Raw genomic sequence first — 16,760 nt, forward strand, 5'->3', positions numbered from 1 at the left:
GGCCCGCGCGGCCCGCCCCCGTCCAGGCGCCGCCTGGAGTCGGGTGGCACCATGGACGGGTGAGTTCCCGCCCCGCTGCGCCCCGTCTGTTGCGCCCCGTCCCCCTGCCGCTGTGGCTGCAGGGGGTGGTCGAGGCGCTCGTCACGGCGATGATCAGCCTGCTGGCGGTCATGGTCCCCACCCTCGCGGTGTGGGCCACGGGCGGGTTCGAGCGGCCGACCATCGAGGGCGCCGTCCAGGTGGGCGGCGTCCTGTGGCTGGCCCTGCACGCGGTGCCCGTCACCGTGGCCACGGCCATGCCCACCGCGCCGGATCACCTCATCACCGGCACGGCGTGGCTCGTGCCGTGGGGCCTGACCCTGGTCCCGCTCGCGCTGTCCTGGCGGGCCGGCCGGCGCCTGGCCCGCGCGTCCTACCGGGACCAGGCGTGGCAGGCCTTCGTGGGCGCGGTGGGGGCCTACGCCCTGGTGGGGCTGGCCGTGGCGTTCCTGCCCGGCACGGACGAGCTGACGGCCCACCCCGCCCCGGCGGCGCTGCTGCCCGCCCTGCTCTTCGGCGTCGCCGCCCTCGCGGGGGCGCGGCGCGAGGCCGGCACCTGGGCGCACCTGATCGGCCTGGACCTCACGGAGCGGATCTCGCGGCGCTCGCAGTACGAACGCTGGGCCGGCTCGTACGCGTGGTCCGTGGTGCGCGCCGCGGCCGTCGCCGTGCTCGCCCTGACGGGCCTGAACGCGCTGCTCGTGGCGGGGCGGCTGGCCGTCGAGTGGGCCGCCGTCGTCACCGTGGCCCAGGCGATCGGGGGCGGCCCGCTGGGCGGCCTGCTGGTGGCGCTGCTGCAGATCGGCTGGCTGCCCACGTTCACCGCGTGGTCGATCGCGTGGACGGCGGGCCCGGGGTTCTCCGTGGGCGCGGACAGCCTCTACTCCGTGTTCGGCGCCACGCCGGCCACCGCGCCTGCCCTCCCGGTGCTGGGTGCGCTGCCCGGGACGTGGTCGCCGTGGCAGCTGCTCCTGCTGGCCGTGCCGATCGGCGCCGGCGCCGTGGCCGGCGTGTGGCTGCTGCGGGAGGGGGAGAACCACCTCGACGACTGGCTGCACACCCGTCACGGCAGCCGCGCGGTGTCCTTGACACTGTCCACGCTGGCCCTGGCCGTGCTCACCGGACTGCTCACGGGGCTGCTGCTGCTCGTGCCGCTGGCCCTCACCTCCGGGACGCTCGGGCTCGGCGCGCTGACGGACCTCGGCTCCCACGTCTGGGCGGTGTCCGCCGCCGTCGCCGGGTGGGTCGCGCTGGGCTGCGCGGCCGGCTACCTCACCGCCCTGGCCGTGGCCGGGCACCGGGACGGGACGACGACGGTGCCGCGGTCCGGCGACCGCGCCTCGGGCCTGCGCGACCGGCCGTCCCCGCGCCGGGCGCGGGACTGACGCCCGCGGCTCAGGGCCGCAGCTGGGGCACCCCCGTGCGCTCCTCCACCTGACGGGTGAACTCGTCCGCGCACGCCTGCTGCGCCCGCACGGTGAGCGCGGAGGCGCCGCACTGCTCGAGCTGGACCGTCGCGTCCCACGCGAGTAGCGGCAGCGCCGCCGTCGTCATGCCCACCAGCGCCATCGCCATGCCGGCGGACGCCACCGCGCGGGGCAGTCCCGAGCGGTCGGCGCCGCGGCTCGTGACCCACACGCGCACGCCGAGCACGAGGGCGACCAGCCCCAGCGCGAGGGCGATCAGCTTCCACGGCAGCACGAGGGAGAAGGAGAGCACCATCCCCAGCAGCGCCACGGACTGCCACAGCAGGGCACGGCCGGTGCGGACGCGGCCGGGGTCCGGGGCGCCCTGCGGCGGGCGGGGCGGGGAGGAGGGAACGGGGGCGGACACCCCCTCACCCTACGATGGGCGCATGCGCATCGTTGCCCTCGTCTCCGGTTCCGGCACCAACCTGCAGGCCGTCCTCGACGCCGTGGCCTCCGGCGCCCTGGACGTGGAGATCGCCGCGGTGGGCGCCGACGTCGCCGACGCCGGCGGCCTGGAGCGTGCCCGCGCCCACGGGATCGAGACGTTCGTGGTGTCCCCGAAGGACCACGCGGACCGGCGCGCGTGGGACGAGGCGCTCGCGGACGCCGTCGTCGCCTACGCGCCGGACTGGGTGGTGTGCTCCGGGTTCATGCGGATCCTGGGCGCCCCGCTGCTCGAGCGGTTCGAGGGCCGCATCCTCAACACCCACCCGGCCCTGCTGCCCTCCTTCCCGGGGGCCCACGGCGTCCGGGACGCGCTGGCGCACGGGGTGAAGGTCACCGGCTGCACCGTGCACGTGGTGGACGCGGGCGTGGACACCGGCCCGATCCTCGCGCAGGCCGCGGTGCCCGTGCTGGACACGGACACCGAGGCCGAGCTGCACGAGCGCATCAAGGTCCAGGAGCGGGCCCTGCTGCTGCGCGTGCTCGGCGAGCTCAGTCGGCGCTGACCTCGAGGGTGCGGCCGCGGGTCTCCGGGGCCAGCGCCAGCATCGCCGCGCAGGCCAGGACCACGAGCCCGCCGGTGACGGCGAACGCCGCCGGCAGCCCGAGGGCGGGGACCAGCGTGCCCACGAAGAGCAGCGGGCCCAGGCCCGCGCCCACCCGCGAGGCCGCCGACGCCCAGCCGAAGCCGGAGGCGCGCAGCGTCGTCGGGTACAGCTCGGAGACGTACGTGTAGAGCACCGGGATCGCGACCTGCACCACGAAGCCGAACGTCAGCACGAGCGGCAGCACCGCGGCGGGCACGTCCAGCACGCTCGCCAGCCAGACGGTCAGGGCGCTCGCGACGACGGCGCTGACGGCCAGCAGCCAGCGGCGGCCGGTGACCTCGATCAGCACGGTGGCCACGACCACGCCGAGCAGGCCGGCCGCGGCCATGCCGGAGGTCATGATGAAGGCGCGGCCCTCCGCGTAGCCGGCGTCGATGAGGAACGTCGGCAGCCACTGCAGCGCGATGTAGTAGACGAGCATGATGGCCACGAACAGGGCCCAGGCGACCGCGGTGATGCGCGGGGAGAACCGCCAGACCGCGGCGAGCTGTGCGCCGACGCCGCCGGAGCGGGCCGGCTCGGCCGGGGGCATCGTGTAGGGCCGGCGGGGTGCGCCGGTGGCCGCCACCATGCGGTCGATGACGGCGCGGGCCTGTGCCTCGCGGCCCCGGCTCATCAGGAACAGCGGGGACTCGGGGATGCCTAGGCGCACGACGAACACGAGCAGGGCCGGCAGGACCATGGCCAGCAGGGGCAGGCGCCAGTCGCCCCACGTGCCCACGAGCCAGGCGGAGACGAGGCCGCACAGCGCGGCGCCGACGGGCCACCAGCCGTCCATCGCGGCCAGGACGCGGCCGCGCAGCCGGCGCGGGGTGAACTCGCCCACGAGCGCGTAGTCCACGGGGATCGTGCCGCCCAGGCCCATGCCGGCCACGAACCGGAACAGCGCGAACCACAGCAGGGAGTCCGTCAGCGCGCCCGCGATCGTGAACACGGAGAAGATCGCGAGCGTCCACGCGAACGCCGCCTTGCGGCCGATGCGGTCCGCGATGGTGCCCCACAGGAACGCGCCCACGGCCATGCCGATGAGGTTGGCGGTGCCGATCCACGCGGCGTCGGCCTTGTCCAGGGCCCACTCCTCGCGCAGCAGCGGGATCATCACGCCGTTGAGCGTGACGTCCCACGCGTCGAACATGAAGCCCAGGCCGCCGATCAGGAAGATGCGGCCCTGGACGGACCAGCGCCACGGCAGCTCCTGGACGACCGCCTCACCGGTGGGCAGGGCGGCGTCGGGGGCGACGACGTCGGGCGCGGGCCCGGGGTGCGCGCCGTCGGCGCTGGGGCGGGGCGGGGTGGCGGAGGACATGGTCGGCTCCCGTTCGTCGGGTGGAGTGGGGGCGGTCCGTCACGCGGACGCCTGGGCCATTATGCGGCCCGGCCTATGCTGGGGGACGCACCCGGACCCCCTCGAAGGAGCGCCCCCTCGTGACCTCTGCCCAGCCCACCACCACCACCGTCCTGGACACGGTGCCCCTGAAGCGGGCCCTGATCTCCGTGTACGACAAGACCGGCCTCGAGGAGCTCGCCACAGGGCTCCACGCCGCGGGCGTGCAGATCGTCTCGACCGGCTCCACCGCCCAGCGCATCGCCGCCGCCGGTGTGCCCGTCACCGAGGTCGCCGAGGTCACCGGGTTCCAGGAGTGCCTGGACGGCCGCGTGAAGACGCTGCACCCGCGCGTGCACGCGGGCATCCTGGCCGACCGTCGTCGCGAGGACCACGTGACCCAGCTGCGCGAGCTCGAGGTGGAGCCGTTCGACCTCGTCGTCGTGAACCTCTACCCGTTCGTGGACACCGTGAACTCGGGCGCCGCGGAGGACGCCGTCGTCGAGCAGATCGACATCGGCGGGCCGTCCATGGTGCGCGCGGCCGCGAAGAACCACGCGTCCGTGGCGATCGTGGTGGACCCGGCCCGCTACGGCGAGGTGGTCCAGGCCGCGCAGTCCGGCGGCTTCGACCTGCGCGCCCGCCGGCGCCTGGCCGCCCTGGCCTTCGCCCACACCGCCGGGTACGACAACGCCGTGGCCGCCTGGACCGCCGCCCACTTCGGCGAGGACACGGACGCGGACGAGATCCCCGTGTTCCCGCCCTACGCCGGCTTCTCCCTCGAGCGCGCGCAGATCCTGCGCTACGGCGAGAACCCGCACCAGCCCGCGGCGCTGTACCTGGACTCCTCGGCGGCCCCCGGCATCGCGCAGGCCGAGCTGCTGCACGGCAAGCCGATGAGCTACAACAACTACGTGGACGCCGACGCCGCGGTGCGCGCCGCCTTCGACCACCCGGTCCCGGCCGTGGCGATCGTCAAGCACGCCAACCCGTGCGGCCTGGCCGTCACGGATGAGGGCACGGACATCGCGCAGGCGCACGCCAAGGCCCACGCGTGCGACCCGGTCTCCGCGTTCGGCGGCGTGATCGCGGCCAACCGCCCGGTCACCGCCGCCATGGCCGCCCAGGTGAAGGACGTGTTCACGGAGGTCGTCGTGGCCCCGGCGTTCGAGCCCGAGGCCCTGGAGATCCTCTCCGCCAAGAAGAACCTGCGTCTGCTGAGCCTGCCCGAGGGCTTCCTGCGGGATGCGGTGGAGGCCAAGCAGGTCTCGGGCGGCATGCTGCTGCAGATCGCGGACGCGGTGGACGCGGACGGCGACGACCCGGCCACCTGGACCCTCGCCGCCGGCCCGGCCGCCAACGAGGCCGTCCTGGCCGACCTGGCCTTCGCGTGGCGCGCCGTGCGCGCGGCCAAGTCCAACGCCGTGCTGCTGGCCCACGACGGCGCCACGGTCGGCGTGGGCATGGGCCAGGTCAACCGCCTCGACTCCTGCCGCCTGGCCGTCGAGCGCGCCAACACCCTGGGCGCCGCGCAGACCGGCGGGCAGGACGTGAGCAGCGCCGGCGGCGCGGAGAACGTCTCCGGGGAGGGCGCCCCCGAGCGGGCCCGCGGGTCCGTGGCCGCCTCGGACGCGTTCTTCCCGTTCGCGGACGGGCTGCAGATCCTCATCGACGCCGGCGTGAAGGCCGTCGTCCAGCCGGGCGGCTCCGTCCGGGACGAGGAGGTCGTGGCCGCGGCCGAGGCCGCCGGCGTAAGCCTGTACCTGACCGGGGCGCGCCACTTCTTCCACGGCTGAGCGCGGCGCGCCGCTGCCGGACGGGGGCCCGGACCGGGCCCCGCGACCCCCAGGAGGTGACGAGGCGATGACCCGCCGCGAGGTCGAGAGCGTCGAGGACCGCATCCGTGAGCACCTGCGCAGGGACGACCTCGACAGCGCGGTCGAGCTGCTGCGCGCGCTGTCCCCGGGCGACGCGCTCGACCTCCTGGACCGCTCCGAGCCGCGCATGGCCCCGATGCTGTTCCGCCTCCTGGACAAGACGACGGCGGTCCACGTCTTCGCGGCGATGGAGACGGGCCAGCAGTCCGACCTGGTGCGCAAGCTCCAGGACGGTCAGGTCCAGGACCTCTTCGCCGAGCTGCGGGTCTCGGGCCAGGCCCGGCTGCTCGACGAGATGCCGGCCACCGTGGCCCGCAAGATGCTCGCCGGGCTCGACGCGGAGGCGAGCGGCAAGGCCGGCCGGCTCCTGGGCTACCCGGCGGACTCGGTGGGACGGCGGCTGCGCATGGCGCCCGTGCGCCTGCGCGAGGACTGGACCGTGTCCACCGCGCTCGAGAACCTCCGGGAGCACGGGGGGCAGGAGCAGGCCGCCATCGTCTCCGTGCCGGTGGTCAGTCCCCAGGCGCGTCTGACGGGCGTCGTCGACGTCTCCGTGCTGGTCACACAGCCGCTCGATGCGCGAGTCTCGGAGATCATGCGGGAACCGGTGTCCGCCGTCGCCACCGAGGACGCCGAGGAGGTGGCCCGGCTCTGCGCGGACCGCCGTCTGTGGACCGTGCCGGTGACGGACTCGGAGGGTCGCCTGATCGGGGTGTTCACGGTGGCCGACGCCCTCGAGGTCCTCGACGAGGGGTCGACCGAGGACTCCGCCCGCGCCGGCGGCGTGGAGCCGCTGGGTCGTCCCTACCTGGCGACCTCCGTCCTGGCGCTGATGCGCTCGCGCATCACGTGGCTGCTCGTGCTCGCGATCGGCGCCACCCTCACCGTGCAGGTGCTCGGCGTCTTCGAGGACACGCTCGAGGAGATGGTCGTCCTCTCCCTGTTCATCCCGCTGATCATCGGCACCGGCGGCAACACGGGCAACCAGGCGGCCACCACGGTCACCCGGGCGCTCGCCCTCGACGACGTCCGGCCCCGCGACGCGCCGCGCGTGATGTTCCGCGAGCTGCGCGTCGGCATGGCCCTGGGCGGGTGCATCGGCCTGCTGGGCCTCGTGCTCGCCGGGTTCGTGTTCTCGTGGCCCGTCGGTCTCGTGATCGGGGCGACGCTGTTCACCGTGTGTGCCTTCGCCGCCACCGTCGGCGGTCTCATGCCGTTGGCGGCCCGCACGATCGGCGCCGACCCCGCCGTGTTCTCGAACCCGTTCATCTCGACGCTCGTGGACGCCCTCGGCCTGGTCGTCTACTTCTTCATCGCCCAGGCCGTGCTCGGCATCTGAGCCGGCCACGGTCCACGCCGCCCTGCCCGCCTCGGCGAGGCGTTCCGGGGCGGGCCCGCCGGACCGGCCGTGCCGCCGTCGTCGGGGGGCGCCCCCGCCGACCCGACGCCCCCCTGGTACCCGGGCGACCCCGCCCGGCCCGGCGAGGGCACCGGCGACGGCCGGGGACGCTGACGCCGAGCCACACACGGTGTGGCGCGTCCGAGGCGCCGGGTAGATTGGCGGGGAGTCACCCGTTCCCTGCCGACGAGGGCCGCGTCTCGAGTGCGGCCAGAAGGAGAGATCATCCGCATGTCGAAGATCATCTACACGCTCACGGACGAGGCCCCCATGCTGGCCACCGCGTCGCTGCTGCCGATCGTGCGTGCCTACGCGGGCACCGCCGGCGTGGAGCTGGAGACCCGTGACATCTCGCTGGCCGGCCGCATCCTCGCCGCGTTCAAGGACGTCCTGCCCGAGGACCAGCGCACCGCGGACGCCCTCGCCGAGCTCGGCGAGTTCGTGAAGTCCCCCGAGGCGAACGTCATCAAGCTGCCGAACATCTCCGCCTCCGTGCCGCAGCTGCGCGCCGCGATCAAGGAGCTGCAGGCGGACGGCTACGCGCTGCCGGAGTACCCGGACGAGCCGAAGACCGACGAGGAGAAGGACGCGAAGGCGCGCTACGACTCGGTCAAGGGCTCCGCCGTGAACCCGGTGCTGCGCGAGGGCAACTCGGACCGCCGCGCCCCGAAGGCCGTGAAGGCGTACGCCAAGCGCTTTCCCCACTCGATGGGCGAGTGGACCCCGGACTCCAAGACCGCCGTCGCCACCATGGGCGCGGACGACTTCCGCGCCAACGAGCAGTCCGTGACCCTGCCGGCCGCCGACGTGCTGACGATCGAGTTCACCGGTGAGGACGGGAAGACCACCGTGCTCAAGGAGGGCCTGAAGGTCCTCAAGGGCGAGGTCGTGGACGGCACGTTCATGTCCGCCAAGGCCCTGGACGCGTTCCTCGCCGAGCAGGTCAAGCGCGCCAAGGAGGAGGGCATCCTCTTCTCCGCGCACCTGAAGGCCACCATGATGAAGGTCTCCGACCCGGTGATCTTCGGCCACGTCGTGAAGGCCTACTTCTCCGAGCTGTTCGAGAAGTACGGCGAGCAGCTGGCCGCCGCCGGCCTGTCCGCGAACAACGGCCTCGCCGCGATCGAGGGCGGCTTGGACAAGCTCGACGCCGAGACCGCCGAGGGTGTGCGCGCCGCCATCGCCGCCGCCTACGAGAACGGCCCGGACGTGGCCATGGTGAACTCCGCCAAGGGCATCACCAACCTCCACGTGCCCTCCGACGTGATCGTGGACGCCTCCATGCCCGCCATGATCCGCACCTCCGGCCGCATGTGGAACAAGGACGACCAGACCCAGGACACCCTGGCCGTCATCCCGGACTCCTCCTACGCCGGCGTCTACCAGGCCGTGATCGACGACTGCAAGGCCAACGGCGCCTACGACCCCACCACCATGGGCACCGTCCCGAACGTGGGCCTCATGGCGCAGAAGGCCGAGGAGTACGGCTCGCACGACAAGACGTTCATCATGGACGCCGCGGGCACCGTGGCCGTGAAGAACTCCGCCGGGGAGACCCTGCTCTCCCACGAGGTCGAGGCCGGCGACATCTGGCGCGCCTGCCAGACCAAGGACGTCCCGGTGCGCGACTGGGTGAAGCTGGCCGTGACCCGCGCCCGCGCGTCCCAGACCCCGGCCGTGTTCTGGCTGGACGAGACCCGCGCCCACGACCGCGAGCTCATCAAGAAGGTCGAGGAGTACCTCAAGGAGCACGACACCGAGGGCCTGGATCTGCGCATCCTCTCCCCGGTGGAGGCCACCAAGCTCTCGGTGGAGCGCATCCGCCGCGGCGAGGACACCATCTCCGTGACCGGCAACGTGCTGCGTGACTACAACACGGATCTGTTCCCGATCCTCGAGCTGGGCACGTCCGCGAAGATGCTCTCGATCGTCCCGCTGCTCAACGGCGGCGGCCTGTTCGAGACCGGCGCGGGCGGCTCCGCCCCGAAGCACGTGCAGCAGCTGCTGGAGGAGAACCACCTGCGCTGGGACTCCCTCGGTGAGTTCCTCGCGCTGGCCGTGTCCTTCGAACACGAGGCGGTCGCGAACGAGAACCACCGCGCGCAGGTGCTCGCGGACACCCTGGACGCCGCCACCGGCACCCTGCTGATCGAGGGCAAGTCCCCGAAGCGCAAGGTCGGCGAGCTGGACAACCGCGGCAGCCACTTCTACCTGGCGCTGTACTGGGCCCGCGAGCTGGCGAAGCAGACCGAGGACGCCGAGCTGGCGGCCGCGGCGAAGCCGATCGCCGAGGAGCTGGAGGCCCAGGAGGAGACCATCCTGGCCGAGCTCAACGGCGTGCAGGGCTCCCCGGTGGACCTGGGCGGCTACTACGCGCCGGAGATGGAGAAGGTCACCTCGGTGATGCGTCCGTCCGCGACGCTCAACGCGATCGTGGACAAGCTCTCCGTCTGAGCGACTGAGCGTCGGGGGCCGGGCCGCGTGCGTGGAGCGCGCGGCCCGGCCCCTTCTCGTGTCCGCAACGCGGGTTGAGTTGTCACGGGTGTGCGTGCCCGGGACCCGTGACAACTCAACCGACGTTGCCGTGGGGAGGGGCCGGTCAGCCCGCGCGCGCCGCCTCGTGGGCCAGCAGGGCCTGCTTCGCGGCGGTGCCGTAGAGGTAGTGGCCCGCGGCGCCGTCGGCGCGCACCACGCGGTGGCAGGGCACGACGACGGCCGCCAGGTTGGCGGCGCACGCCCCGCCGGCGGCGCGCACGGCCCGCGGGGCCCCGCACCGTTCGGCCAGGCCGCCGTAGGTGGCGGGGGAGCCGGGGGCGATGCCGCGCAGCTCCCGCCACGCCCGCTGCCGGAACGCGGTGCCCGGCTGGGTGACGTCGAGGGCGTCGAGCGCGGCCACGTCCCCCGCGGCGTAGGCGGCCAGGGCGTCGGCGACGGGCTGGGACGCACCCGGACGCGGTTCCACGGGGCGCGGGTTCATCTCGCGGTCGGCGGTCTCCGGGTCCAGGGCCACGAGCCGGTCCATGAGCGTCTCGAGGAGGCGCCCGATCGCGGCGGCGGGGGGCTCCGAGTCCTCCGGCACGGCCACGCCGGAGGCGCGCACCGTCTGGTCCTCGGGGGAGAAGACGGCCACGAGGGTGAGCTCGGTGGCGGGCAGGGCGGCGGCGGTCCAGCGCAGCTCGGGAAGCAGGTCCATCCCCTCATTGTCCTGCACGGCCCGGCCCGGACAGGTGTTCGCCCGTCCGCTCCCTGTGTCAGGCTGGCGTCCATGACCGAGATCACCGTCTTCGAGCACCGCACCCTCCTGCGCCACCCGCGTGAGGTCGTCTTCCGCTGGCTGGAGAACCCCGGCGCGCTGGAGCGGCTCACCCCGCCCTTCGCCGGCGAGGTGGTCCAGGGACCCACGGACGGCCTCCGCGTGGGCTCCGAGTCGCGGCTGCGCATCCAGGCCCCGGGGGCGGCCGGCCTGTTCGCCGGCGCGGCCCACGGGATGCTCACGGGCCTGCTGCCGGACGCCGTCGCCTCCCGCCTGCCCGGTGGGGCGGCACCCGCGGTGCCGTGGCGGGCCCGCCACACGGCCTACGAGGAGGGCCGCATGTTCCGGGACGAGATGGTCTCCGGTCCCCTCGCCTCCTGGCGGCACACCCACCTGCTCGATGACGCCGCGCCCGGTGAGGCGGACACGGCGGACGGCCGGCGCGGCACGGTCGTGACGGACCACATCGAGTACGCCCTGCCGGGGGAGTCCCTGATGTCCCGCGTGCCCGCTCTGGGCACCGCGGCCTCGCGCCGCACCCATGAGGCCTTCGAGGCGGAGCTGGGCCGCCAGTTCGCCTACCGCGCCCGCGTGATGGCCGACGACCTGGACTTCCACGCCGCCCACCCCGGCCCCCTCGTCGGCGGGCCGGCCCGCACGGTCGCTGTGACGGGGGCCGGCGGACTGATCGGCCGGCAGCTCTGTGCCCTGCTCACCACCGGCGGCCACCGCGTCATCCGGCTCGTGCGGAGCCCGAAGAAGGCCGACGCGCTGGACGCGGCGCTGTGGGACCCCGGCCGGGAGACCGTGGATGAAGACGCCCTGGCGGAGGCCGACGTCGTCGTGAACCTGGCGGGCGAGCCCATCGCCGGCCGGTTCTCGGACGCGCACAAGGAGGCCGTGCACGACTCGCGCGTCCGCGGCACGCGCACCCTCGTGGACGCGCTCGCCCGGATCGCCGAGCGGGAGGGGGACGACGCGCGGGTGCGGGCACTCGTGAACGGCTCGGCGATCGGGTACTACGGGGCGGACGCGGGCACGGGCCCGTTCGGCAGCGGCCTCGTCGAGGATCTGGAGCCCGGGGACGACTTCCTCGCCGAGGTCGTCGCGGACTGGGAGGCGGAGGCCCAGCGCGCCGAGGGAGCCGGGATCCGGGTCGCGATGCTGCGGACCGGCGTGGTGCTGAGCCCGGCCGGGGGCATGCTGCAGCAGGTGCTGCCGCTGTTCCTCGCGGGTGTCGGCGGCCCGGTCGCGACCTCAGGCGGGGAGAGCCACGACGGCAGCCCGTGGCTGAGCTGGATCGGCGCGGATGACATCGCGGGGGCCTTCGCCCACGCGGTGCTCGACGACGGCGTCACCGGCCCGGTCAACGCGGTGGCGCCCGAGCCGGTCACGGCGAAGGAGTTCGCCACCGTGCTCGGGCGGGTGCTGCGCCGGCCCGCTCTCATCCCGGTGCCCGAGGCCGGGCCGCGCCTGCTGCTGGGCGAGGAGGGCCGGGTGGAGACCGTCGCGGCGGACCAGAAGGTCGTGGCGGACCGGCTGGTCTCCTCCGGCTACGAGATGCGCGACCCCGAACTGGAGGGCGCGTTGCGCCACGTCCTCGGGCGGTGACGGGGGTGGGGGCAGCGTCCCACGGGGACGCTGCCCCCGCGGGTCGTCAGTCCTGCAGCGCGCCGGTCTCCCGGATGAGCTGGCCCAGCGCGGTGAACGCGTCGCGGGCCAGCGCCTCCCACAGGGCCAGGGCCAGCTGGGGGAAGCCCTCCTGGAGCGCGACCATCACCTGGGCGGTGAGGACTCGCGCCGTGACCGGCCCGCGCGCGCGGACGGTGGAGGGCTGGCGGCCGGGCTGGCCCAGGGCCATCTCGCCGAACGTCATCCCCGGGGTGAGCAGGGTGCGGCGCACGCGGCGGCTGCCCGTGCCCTGACCCGAGAGCTCCACGGTGCCGGAGACGATCACGTAGATGCCGCCGAACGGCTGGCCGGCGCGGCGGATGATCTGGCCGTCCGAGTAGACCCGCTCGTCCATCATGGACTCGAGCAGACGCGCGTCGTCCGCGGAGAGGTGCTGCAGCAGGGGTGCTACGGCCGCCTCCTGGGCGTCCCGCGGCAGCAGGTGGGGGGCGTGCCGGGAGAGCAGCCGCTGCTCGGCCCACTGGGCGGCCCGCGAGCGGGAGTCGAAGAACACGAACTGCGCGCCCTCGGCGGCGGGGTCCACCCCCTCGGCCTCATCCTGCAGCGGCTCGGGCAGATCCACCTCCACGGACTCCTCGACGGCCGCCATCAGCTCCTTCATCTCCGCGGCGTCCCGGTCCACGACGACGACGTCGAGCCCGTTGCCCAGCGCGCGGGCGAACCACTGGGCCACCAGCAGCCGGGCCGGACGGGAGACGGAGCTGACCGAGCGCATGTCCACCACGAGCGTCTCGAGGACCTCCGGCAGACCGCGGCTGACGCGGGCGATCGCGTCCACCTGGCTGAAGCCGAGGTGACCGCCCAGCTCCATCACGTGCACGGTGTCCGCGAACCGCCCCAGCGCCTCGAGGACGACGGCGCTGCGCACCGTGCCCGAGGGCGCCTGATCGATCCGGTAGTGGGTGCGCAGGGCCGCGCGCGGGGAACCGGTGACCACCGACGGGTGCAGCTCGAAGTCCTCGACGATGGTCCGCAGGGCGGCCATCGCCGCGGCGCCGAGCCCGTTCTCGTCTGTCGTGTCCGACTGCAGCGCCAGACCGAGGTGGCCCGGCACCACCACGAGCACCGTGCCGCCGCGCGTGGACGCCCAGCCGGGCTGGCCGACGTCGTACGCCCACCGGGAGTCCCGGGTGTCCATGCCGCAGGAGTCCATCACGGAGAGCACACCGCGGACCGTCTCCTCGCTCAGCACACGGTCCCCGGTGACGGGGTGGACACCGCCGTGCGCGAGGGTGCCGGCGAGCAGGGCGAGGTCCTCCACGGTCACGGCGGCGGCACGCACCGTGGCGATGTCCTCGAGCAGCGTCTCGGGGTCGGCGTCCAGGGTGTCGAGGGACTTCATCAGCCAGGCAGCGGACCGGGTGTGGTGCTGGGCGCGGTTCTCGGCGCGCGCGGCCGACTCCGTGACGGTGACCTCGCGGTCGAACAGGGCGGAGAGCAGCTGCATCATGCGTGCGGTGCGGTCGCGGCCACCGCGGCCTTTCACCAGGGAGGCCGTGGCCACCGCGCCCGCGTTCTGCAGCGGGTTGTGCGGCAGGCCCGTGACGGCGTCCACCTCGACCCGATGGTCCAGGTCGCGCACGGGGGCGGCTCCCACGCGCTCGCCCACCCGCACCGCGCCGAGGTCCTCGAGGGCCTGCGCGTGGAACAGGGGAGAGGCGAGCGTGGCGAGCGGCACGGGCGTCATGGATCCGGAGACGTAGCGGTGCCCGTCCACCAGGAGCATCGCGACGCCCAGCCCGTCCGGGACCTCCCCCTCGCCCGCGTGGGCCGACGTGAGGCGATCGAGGTGCTCCTGGACGGGTGTGGTCATGGGTCACAGCCTAGTCAGTGGGACGGCCCCGGGACAGCGTGGCGGAGGCGGGCACAATGGGTCCCGATGCCCACCCCCGTCGATCCCGTCACCGTCCCCTCCGCCCTCTCCGCCGCCCTCGGCCGCCTCAGCGCCGGCCTGACGTTCGCCGCCGCCCTGCCCGACCTCGGATCGGCGCTGGACGCGCGCGGGGCGGCCGTCGTCGAGGCGCCCCCGGGCACGGGCAAGACCACCGTGGTCCCGCCCGCGCTCGCGGTCCGGCTCGCGGACCACGGCGGTGGGCGCGTCCTGGTCACGCAGCCGCGGCGGGTCGCGGTGCGCGCGGCGTGGCGGCGGCTGCGCACGGCGGTCCTGACGGCCGCGGCCGACGCGCAGCCCGGCGCCGACCCCGACGCGCAGGCTCGGCTCGCGGACGCCGCCGTCGGGTACGCCGTGCGGGGTGATGCGGCCGGCGGCGGGGCCTCGGCCGTCGAGTTCGTGACCCCGGGCCTGCTGCTGCGCCGCCTCCTGGCCGACCCCGGGCTCGACGGCGTGGATGCAGTGGTCCTGGACGAGGTCCACGAGCGGGACCTGGACACGGACGTGCTCTCCGCCCTCCTCGCCGACCTGCGGCAGCTGCGTCCCGAACTCGCGCTCGTGGCCATGTCCGCCACCGTGGACGCGGCGGCCCTGGCCGCCCGCTGGGCCCGCGGCATGGGGGAGGACGCGCCCCTGCCCGTGGTCTTCACCCCGGCCGTGCTGCACCCGCTGCGCGAGGAGCACGCCCCCTTCCGCGGCCACCGCCTCACCGCCGAGGGCCGCGTGGACCGGGCCTTCCTCGACCACGTCGCGGCCACGGCCGCGCGCGCCCACGCCGAGGCGCTCGATGCCGACCCGACCGTGGACGCCCTCGTCTTCCTGCCCGGCGTGGCCGAGGTGGAGGCCGTCGCGGGGCGCGTCGCCGCGCTCGCCCCGGACACCGAGGTCCGCGTCCTGCACGGCCGCCAGGAACCCGCCGACCAGGACGCCGCGCTCGCCGGCCGCGCCGACCCCGCCGTGCCGCGCGTCGTCGTCGCGACGGCGGTCGCCGAGTCCTCGCTGACCGTGCCGGGGGTGCGCCTCGTCATCGACTCGGGCCTGGCCCGCGAGCCGCGCCGGGACCGGGGGCGCGGCATGGCCGGGCTCGTCACCGTCCAGGCCTCGCGCGCGGCCGCCGGCCAGCGGGCGGGCCGCGCCGCCCGCCTCGGCCCCGGCACCGTGGTCCGCTGTCACACCGCCGCGGCCCTGGGCACCGCGCCCGCAGCCCCGACGCCGGCCCTCGCCGTCGTCGACCTCGCGCCGGTGGCCCTGGCGTTCGCGGCGTGGGGCGCCCCGGGCGGCCGCGGGCTGACCCTGCCCGAGGACCCGCCGGCCGACGCGATGGCCGCCGCCGAGCGCACGCTCGCCTCCCTGGGCGCGGTGGACGCGGACGGGCGCATCACCCCGCACGGCGCCGTCCTGGCCGAGCTGCCCCTGGACCCGCCGCTCGGCCACGCCCTCCTGCGCGCGGCACCGTGGACGGGGCCCCGCCCCGCGGCCGAGGCGACGGCGGCCCTCGTCCTGGACCTGCGCGCCCCCGGGGCCGACCTCGAGGCGCTGGTCGCGGCCGTGCGGGACGGCCGGCACCCGGAGGCCGGGCGCTGGCGCCGGGAGGCAGATCGACTGGAACGACTCGCCCGTCGGCACGCGCACCACGCCCCGGAGACGCGGGCGCCGGACGAACCCGGGCCCGAGGCGACGGCCGCGCGGCGGCACCCCGCCGGCCTCGTGGCCGCCCTGGCCTTCCCCGCGTGGATCGCCCGACGCGCGGGGGAGGCGGGCGCGTACCTGCTCGCCTCCGGCACCCGCGCGGCCCTGCCCCGCGACGCCGCCGGCGGCGGCCTGGCGGGGCAGGAGTGGCTGGCCGTGGCCGAGGTCGCCCGCGTGGCCGGGGACGCGGCCGGCACGGGTGCCACGATCCGCGCGGCCGCGCCGATCGACCGGCCGCTCGCCGAGCTCGCCGGCGCGGGCCTGCGGCGCATCGAGGACACCGCCGACTGGCGCGGGGACCGGCTCACCGGCCGCCGCGTGGACCGGCTGGGCGCGCTCGTGCTGGCCCAGACGCCGGCCCCCGTCGCCCCCGACGCCGCCGCGCAGGCCGTGCGCGCGGCACTCAGCGCCGACGGCCTCGACCGGTTCGACCCGAGCGGCCGGACCGAACGCCTGCGTCGCCGGGTGCACCTGCTCCACCGCGTCCTCGGCGCCCCGTGGCCGGACCTCTCGGATGCGGCGCTGCCCGGCCTGGACGCCCTGGTCGACGGGCTCGCGGCCGACCTGGCCGCGGGGCGGCCCCTCGCACGCCTGGACGCCGAGGCGCTGCTGCGCGGTGCCCTGCCGTGGCCGGAGGCGGGGCGGCTGGACGAGCTCGCCCCCGAGCGCCTGCCCGTGCCGAGCGGGCGCGCCGTCGTCGTGGACTATCCGGCCGTCCACGAGGACACCCCGCCCGTGGTCGCCGCCAAGCTGCAGGAGTTCTTCGGGGCGCGTGTCACCCCCGCTGTCGCGGACGGTCGTGAGCCGGTGGTCCTGCACCTGCTCTCCCCGGCAGGTCGCCCGCTCGCCGTGACCGCCGACCTGCCGTCCTTCTGGGCCGGCCCCTACGCGCAGGTCCGCGCCGAGAACCGCGGGCGGTACCCCAAGCACCCCTGGCCCGAGGATCCCGCCGCCGCGGAGCCGACCGCCCGGACGAGCCGCCACGCCCGCTGAGAAAGGGGTCCGCGAAACGTGCAGGAATCGCTGTGATGCGTGATGATGGCCGTCACATCCGACTCGCATCGATTGAGGTTCC

Annotated in this window: 11 protein-coding genes; 7 read left to right on the forward strand and 4 right to left on the reverse strand. The window is 75.3% G+C overall.

The window, feature by feature from the left end; translation table 11 throughout:
• The first annotated feature begins 59 nt into the window (after window positions 1–59).
• Window positions 60–1,424, forward strand: coding sequence for a cell division protein PerM (locus AC0VX2_RS01975; RefSeq protein WP_240739752.1), 1,365 nt, complete (start codon window positions 60–62; stop codon window positions 1,422–1,424).
• A gap of 10 nt (window positions 1,425–1,434) precedes the next feature.
• On the opposite strand, the gene AC0VX2_RS01980 is transcribed toward AC0VX2_RS01975, so the two are convergent.
• Window positions 1,435–1,872, reverse strand: coding sequence for a hypothetical protein (locus AC0VX2_RS01980; RefSeq protein WP_020621608.1), 438 nt, complete (start codon window positions 1,870–1,872; stop codon window positions 1,435–1,437).
• A gap of 22 nt (window positions 1,873–1,894) precedes the next feature.
• Here AC0VX2_RS01980 and purN point away from each other — a divergent pair, with 22 nt between their 5' ends.
• Window positions 1,895–2,458, forward strand: a complete 564-nt coding sequence (gene purN / locus AC0VX2_RS01985) for a phosphoribosylglycinamide formyltransferase (protein WP_020621609.1) — start codon at window positions 1,895–1,897, stop codon at window positions 2,456–2,458.
• On the opposite strand, the gene AC0VX2_RS01990 is transcribed toward purN, so the two are convergent.
• Complete coding sequence (locus tag AC0VX2_RS01990; RefSeq protein ID WP_020621610.1) at window positions 2,445–3,866, reverse strand: MFS transporter; 1,422 nt, start codon at window positions 3,864–3,866, stop codon at window positions 2,445–2,447. The two genes, purN and AC0VX2_RS01990, sit on opposite strands and share 14 nt — an antisense overlap.
• Before the next feature lie 119 nt (window positions 3,867–3,985).
• On the opposite strand from AC0VX2_RS01990, the gene purH reads away from it, so the two are divergent.
• The 3 genes from purH (at window position 3,986) to AC0VX2_RS02005 (ending at window position 9,614) form a co-directional block, all read left to right on the forward strand.
• The gene (purH, locus tag AC0VX2_RS01995) at window positions 3,986–5,680 is read left to right on the forward strand and encodes a bifunctional phosphoribosylaminoimidazolecarboxamide formyltransferase/IMP cyclohydrolase (protein WP_475432610.1); all 1,695 of its coding nucleotides are present in this window, start codon (window positions 3,986–3,988) and stop codon (window positions 5,678–5,680) included.
• A 67-nt stretch (window positions 5,681–5,747) separates the two neighbouring features.
• On the forward strand, window positions 5,748–7,100 hold the full coding sequence (mgtE, locus tag AC0VX2_RS02000; RefSeq protein ID WP_061866951.1) for a magnesium transporter: 1,353 nt from the start codon (window positions 5,748–5,750) through the stop codon (window positions 7,098–7,100).
• 291 nt (window positions 7,101–7,391) lie between these two features.
• Window positions 7,392–9,614 carry an NADP-dependent isocitrate dehydrogenase gene (locus AC0VX2_RS02005; RefSeq protein WP_412943356.1) on the forward strand — a complete coding sequence of 741 codons (2,223 nt, stop codon included), beginning with the start codon at window positions 7,392–7,394 and terminating at the stop codon, window positions 9,612–9,614.
• 145 nt (window positions 9,615–9,759) lie between these two features.
• Here the strand turns inward: AC0VX2_RS02005 and AC0VX2_RS02010 are convergent, their stop codons facing one another.
• Complete coding sequence (locus tag AC0VX2_RS02010; RefSeq protein ID WP_095353386.1) at window positions 9,760–10,353, reverse strand: methylated-DNA--[protein]-cysteine S-methyltransferase; 594 nt, start codon at window positions 10,351–10,353, stop codon at window positions 9,760–9,762.
• Window positions 10,354–10,425: 72 nt separating this feature from the next.
• Between AC0VX2_RS02010 and AC0VX2_RS02015 the strand changes: the two genes are divergently transcribed.
• Window positions 10,426–12,024 carry a TIGR01777 family oxidoreductase gene (locus AC0VX2_RS02015; protein WP_221845184.1) on the forward strand — a complete coding sequence of 533 codons (1,599 nt, stop codon included), beginning with the start codon at window positions 10,426–10,428 and terminating at the stop codon, window positions 12,022–12,024.
• 46 nt (window positions 12,025–12,070) lie between these two features.
• On the opposite strand, the gene AC0VX2_RS02020 is transcribed toward AC0VX2_RS02015, so the two are convergent.
• Window positions 12,071–13,918: a glutaminase gene (locus AC0VX2_RS02020; RefSeq protein WP_060974374.1), complete on the reverse strand. Its 1,848-nt coding sequence runs from the start codon at window positions 13,916–13,918 to the stop codon at window positions 12,071–12,073.
• A 66-nt stretch (window positions 13,919–13,984) separates the two neighbouring features.
• On the opposite strand from AC0VX2_RS02020, the gene AC0VX2_RS02025 reads away from it, so the two are divergent.
• The gene (locus AC0VX2_RS02025) at window positions 13,985–16,678 is read left to right on the forward strand and encodes an ATP-dependent helicase C-terminal domain-containing protein (RefSeq protein WP_475432611.1); all 2,694 of its coding nucleotides are present in this window, start codon (window positions 13,985–13,987) and stop codon (window positions 16,676–16,678) included.
• Window positions 16,679–16,760: the final 82 nt, after the last annotated feature.

The organism is Micrococcus sp. iso_239 (assembly GCF_056173395.1).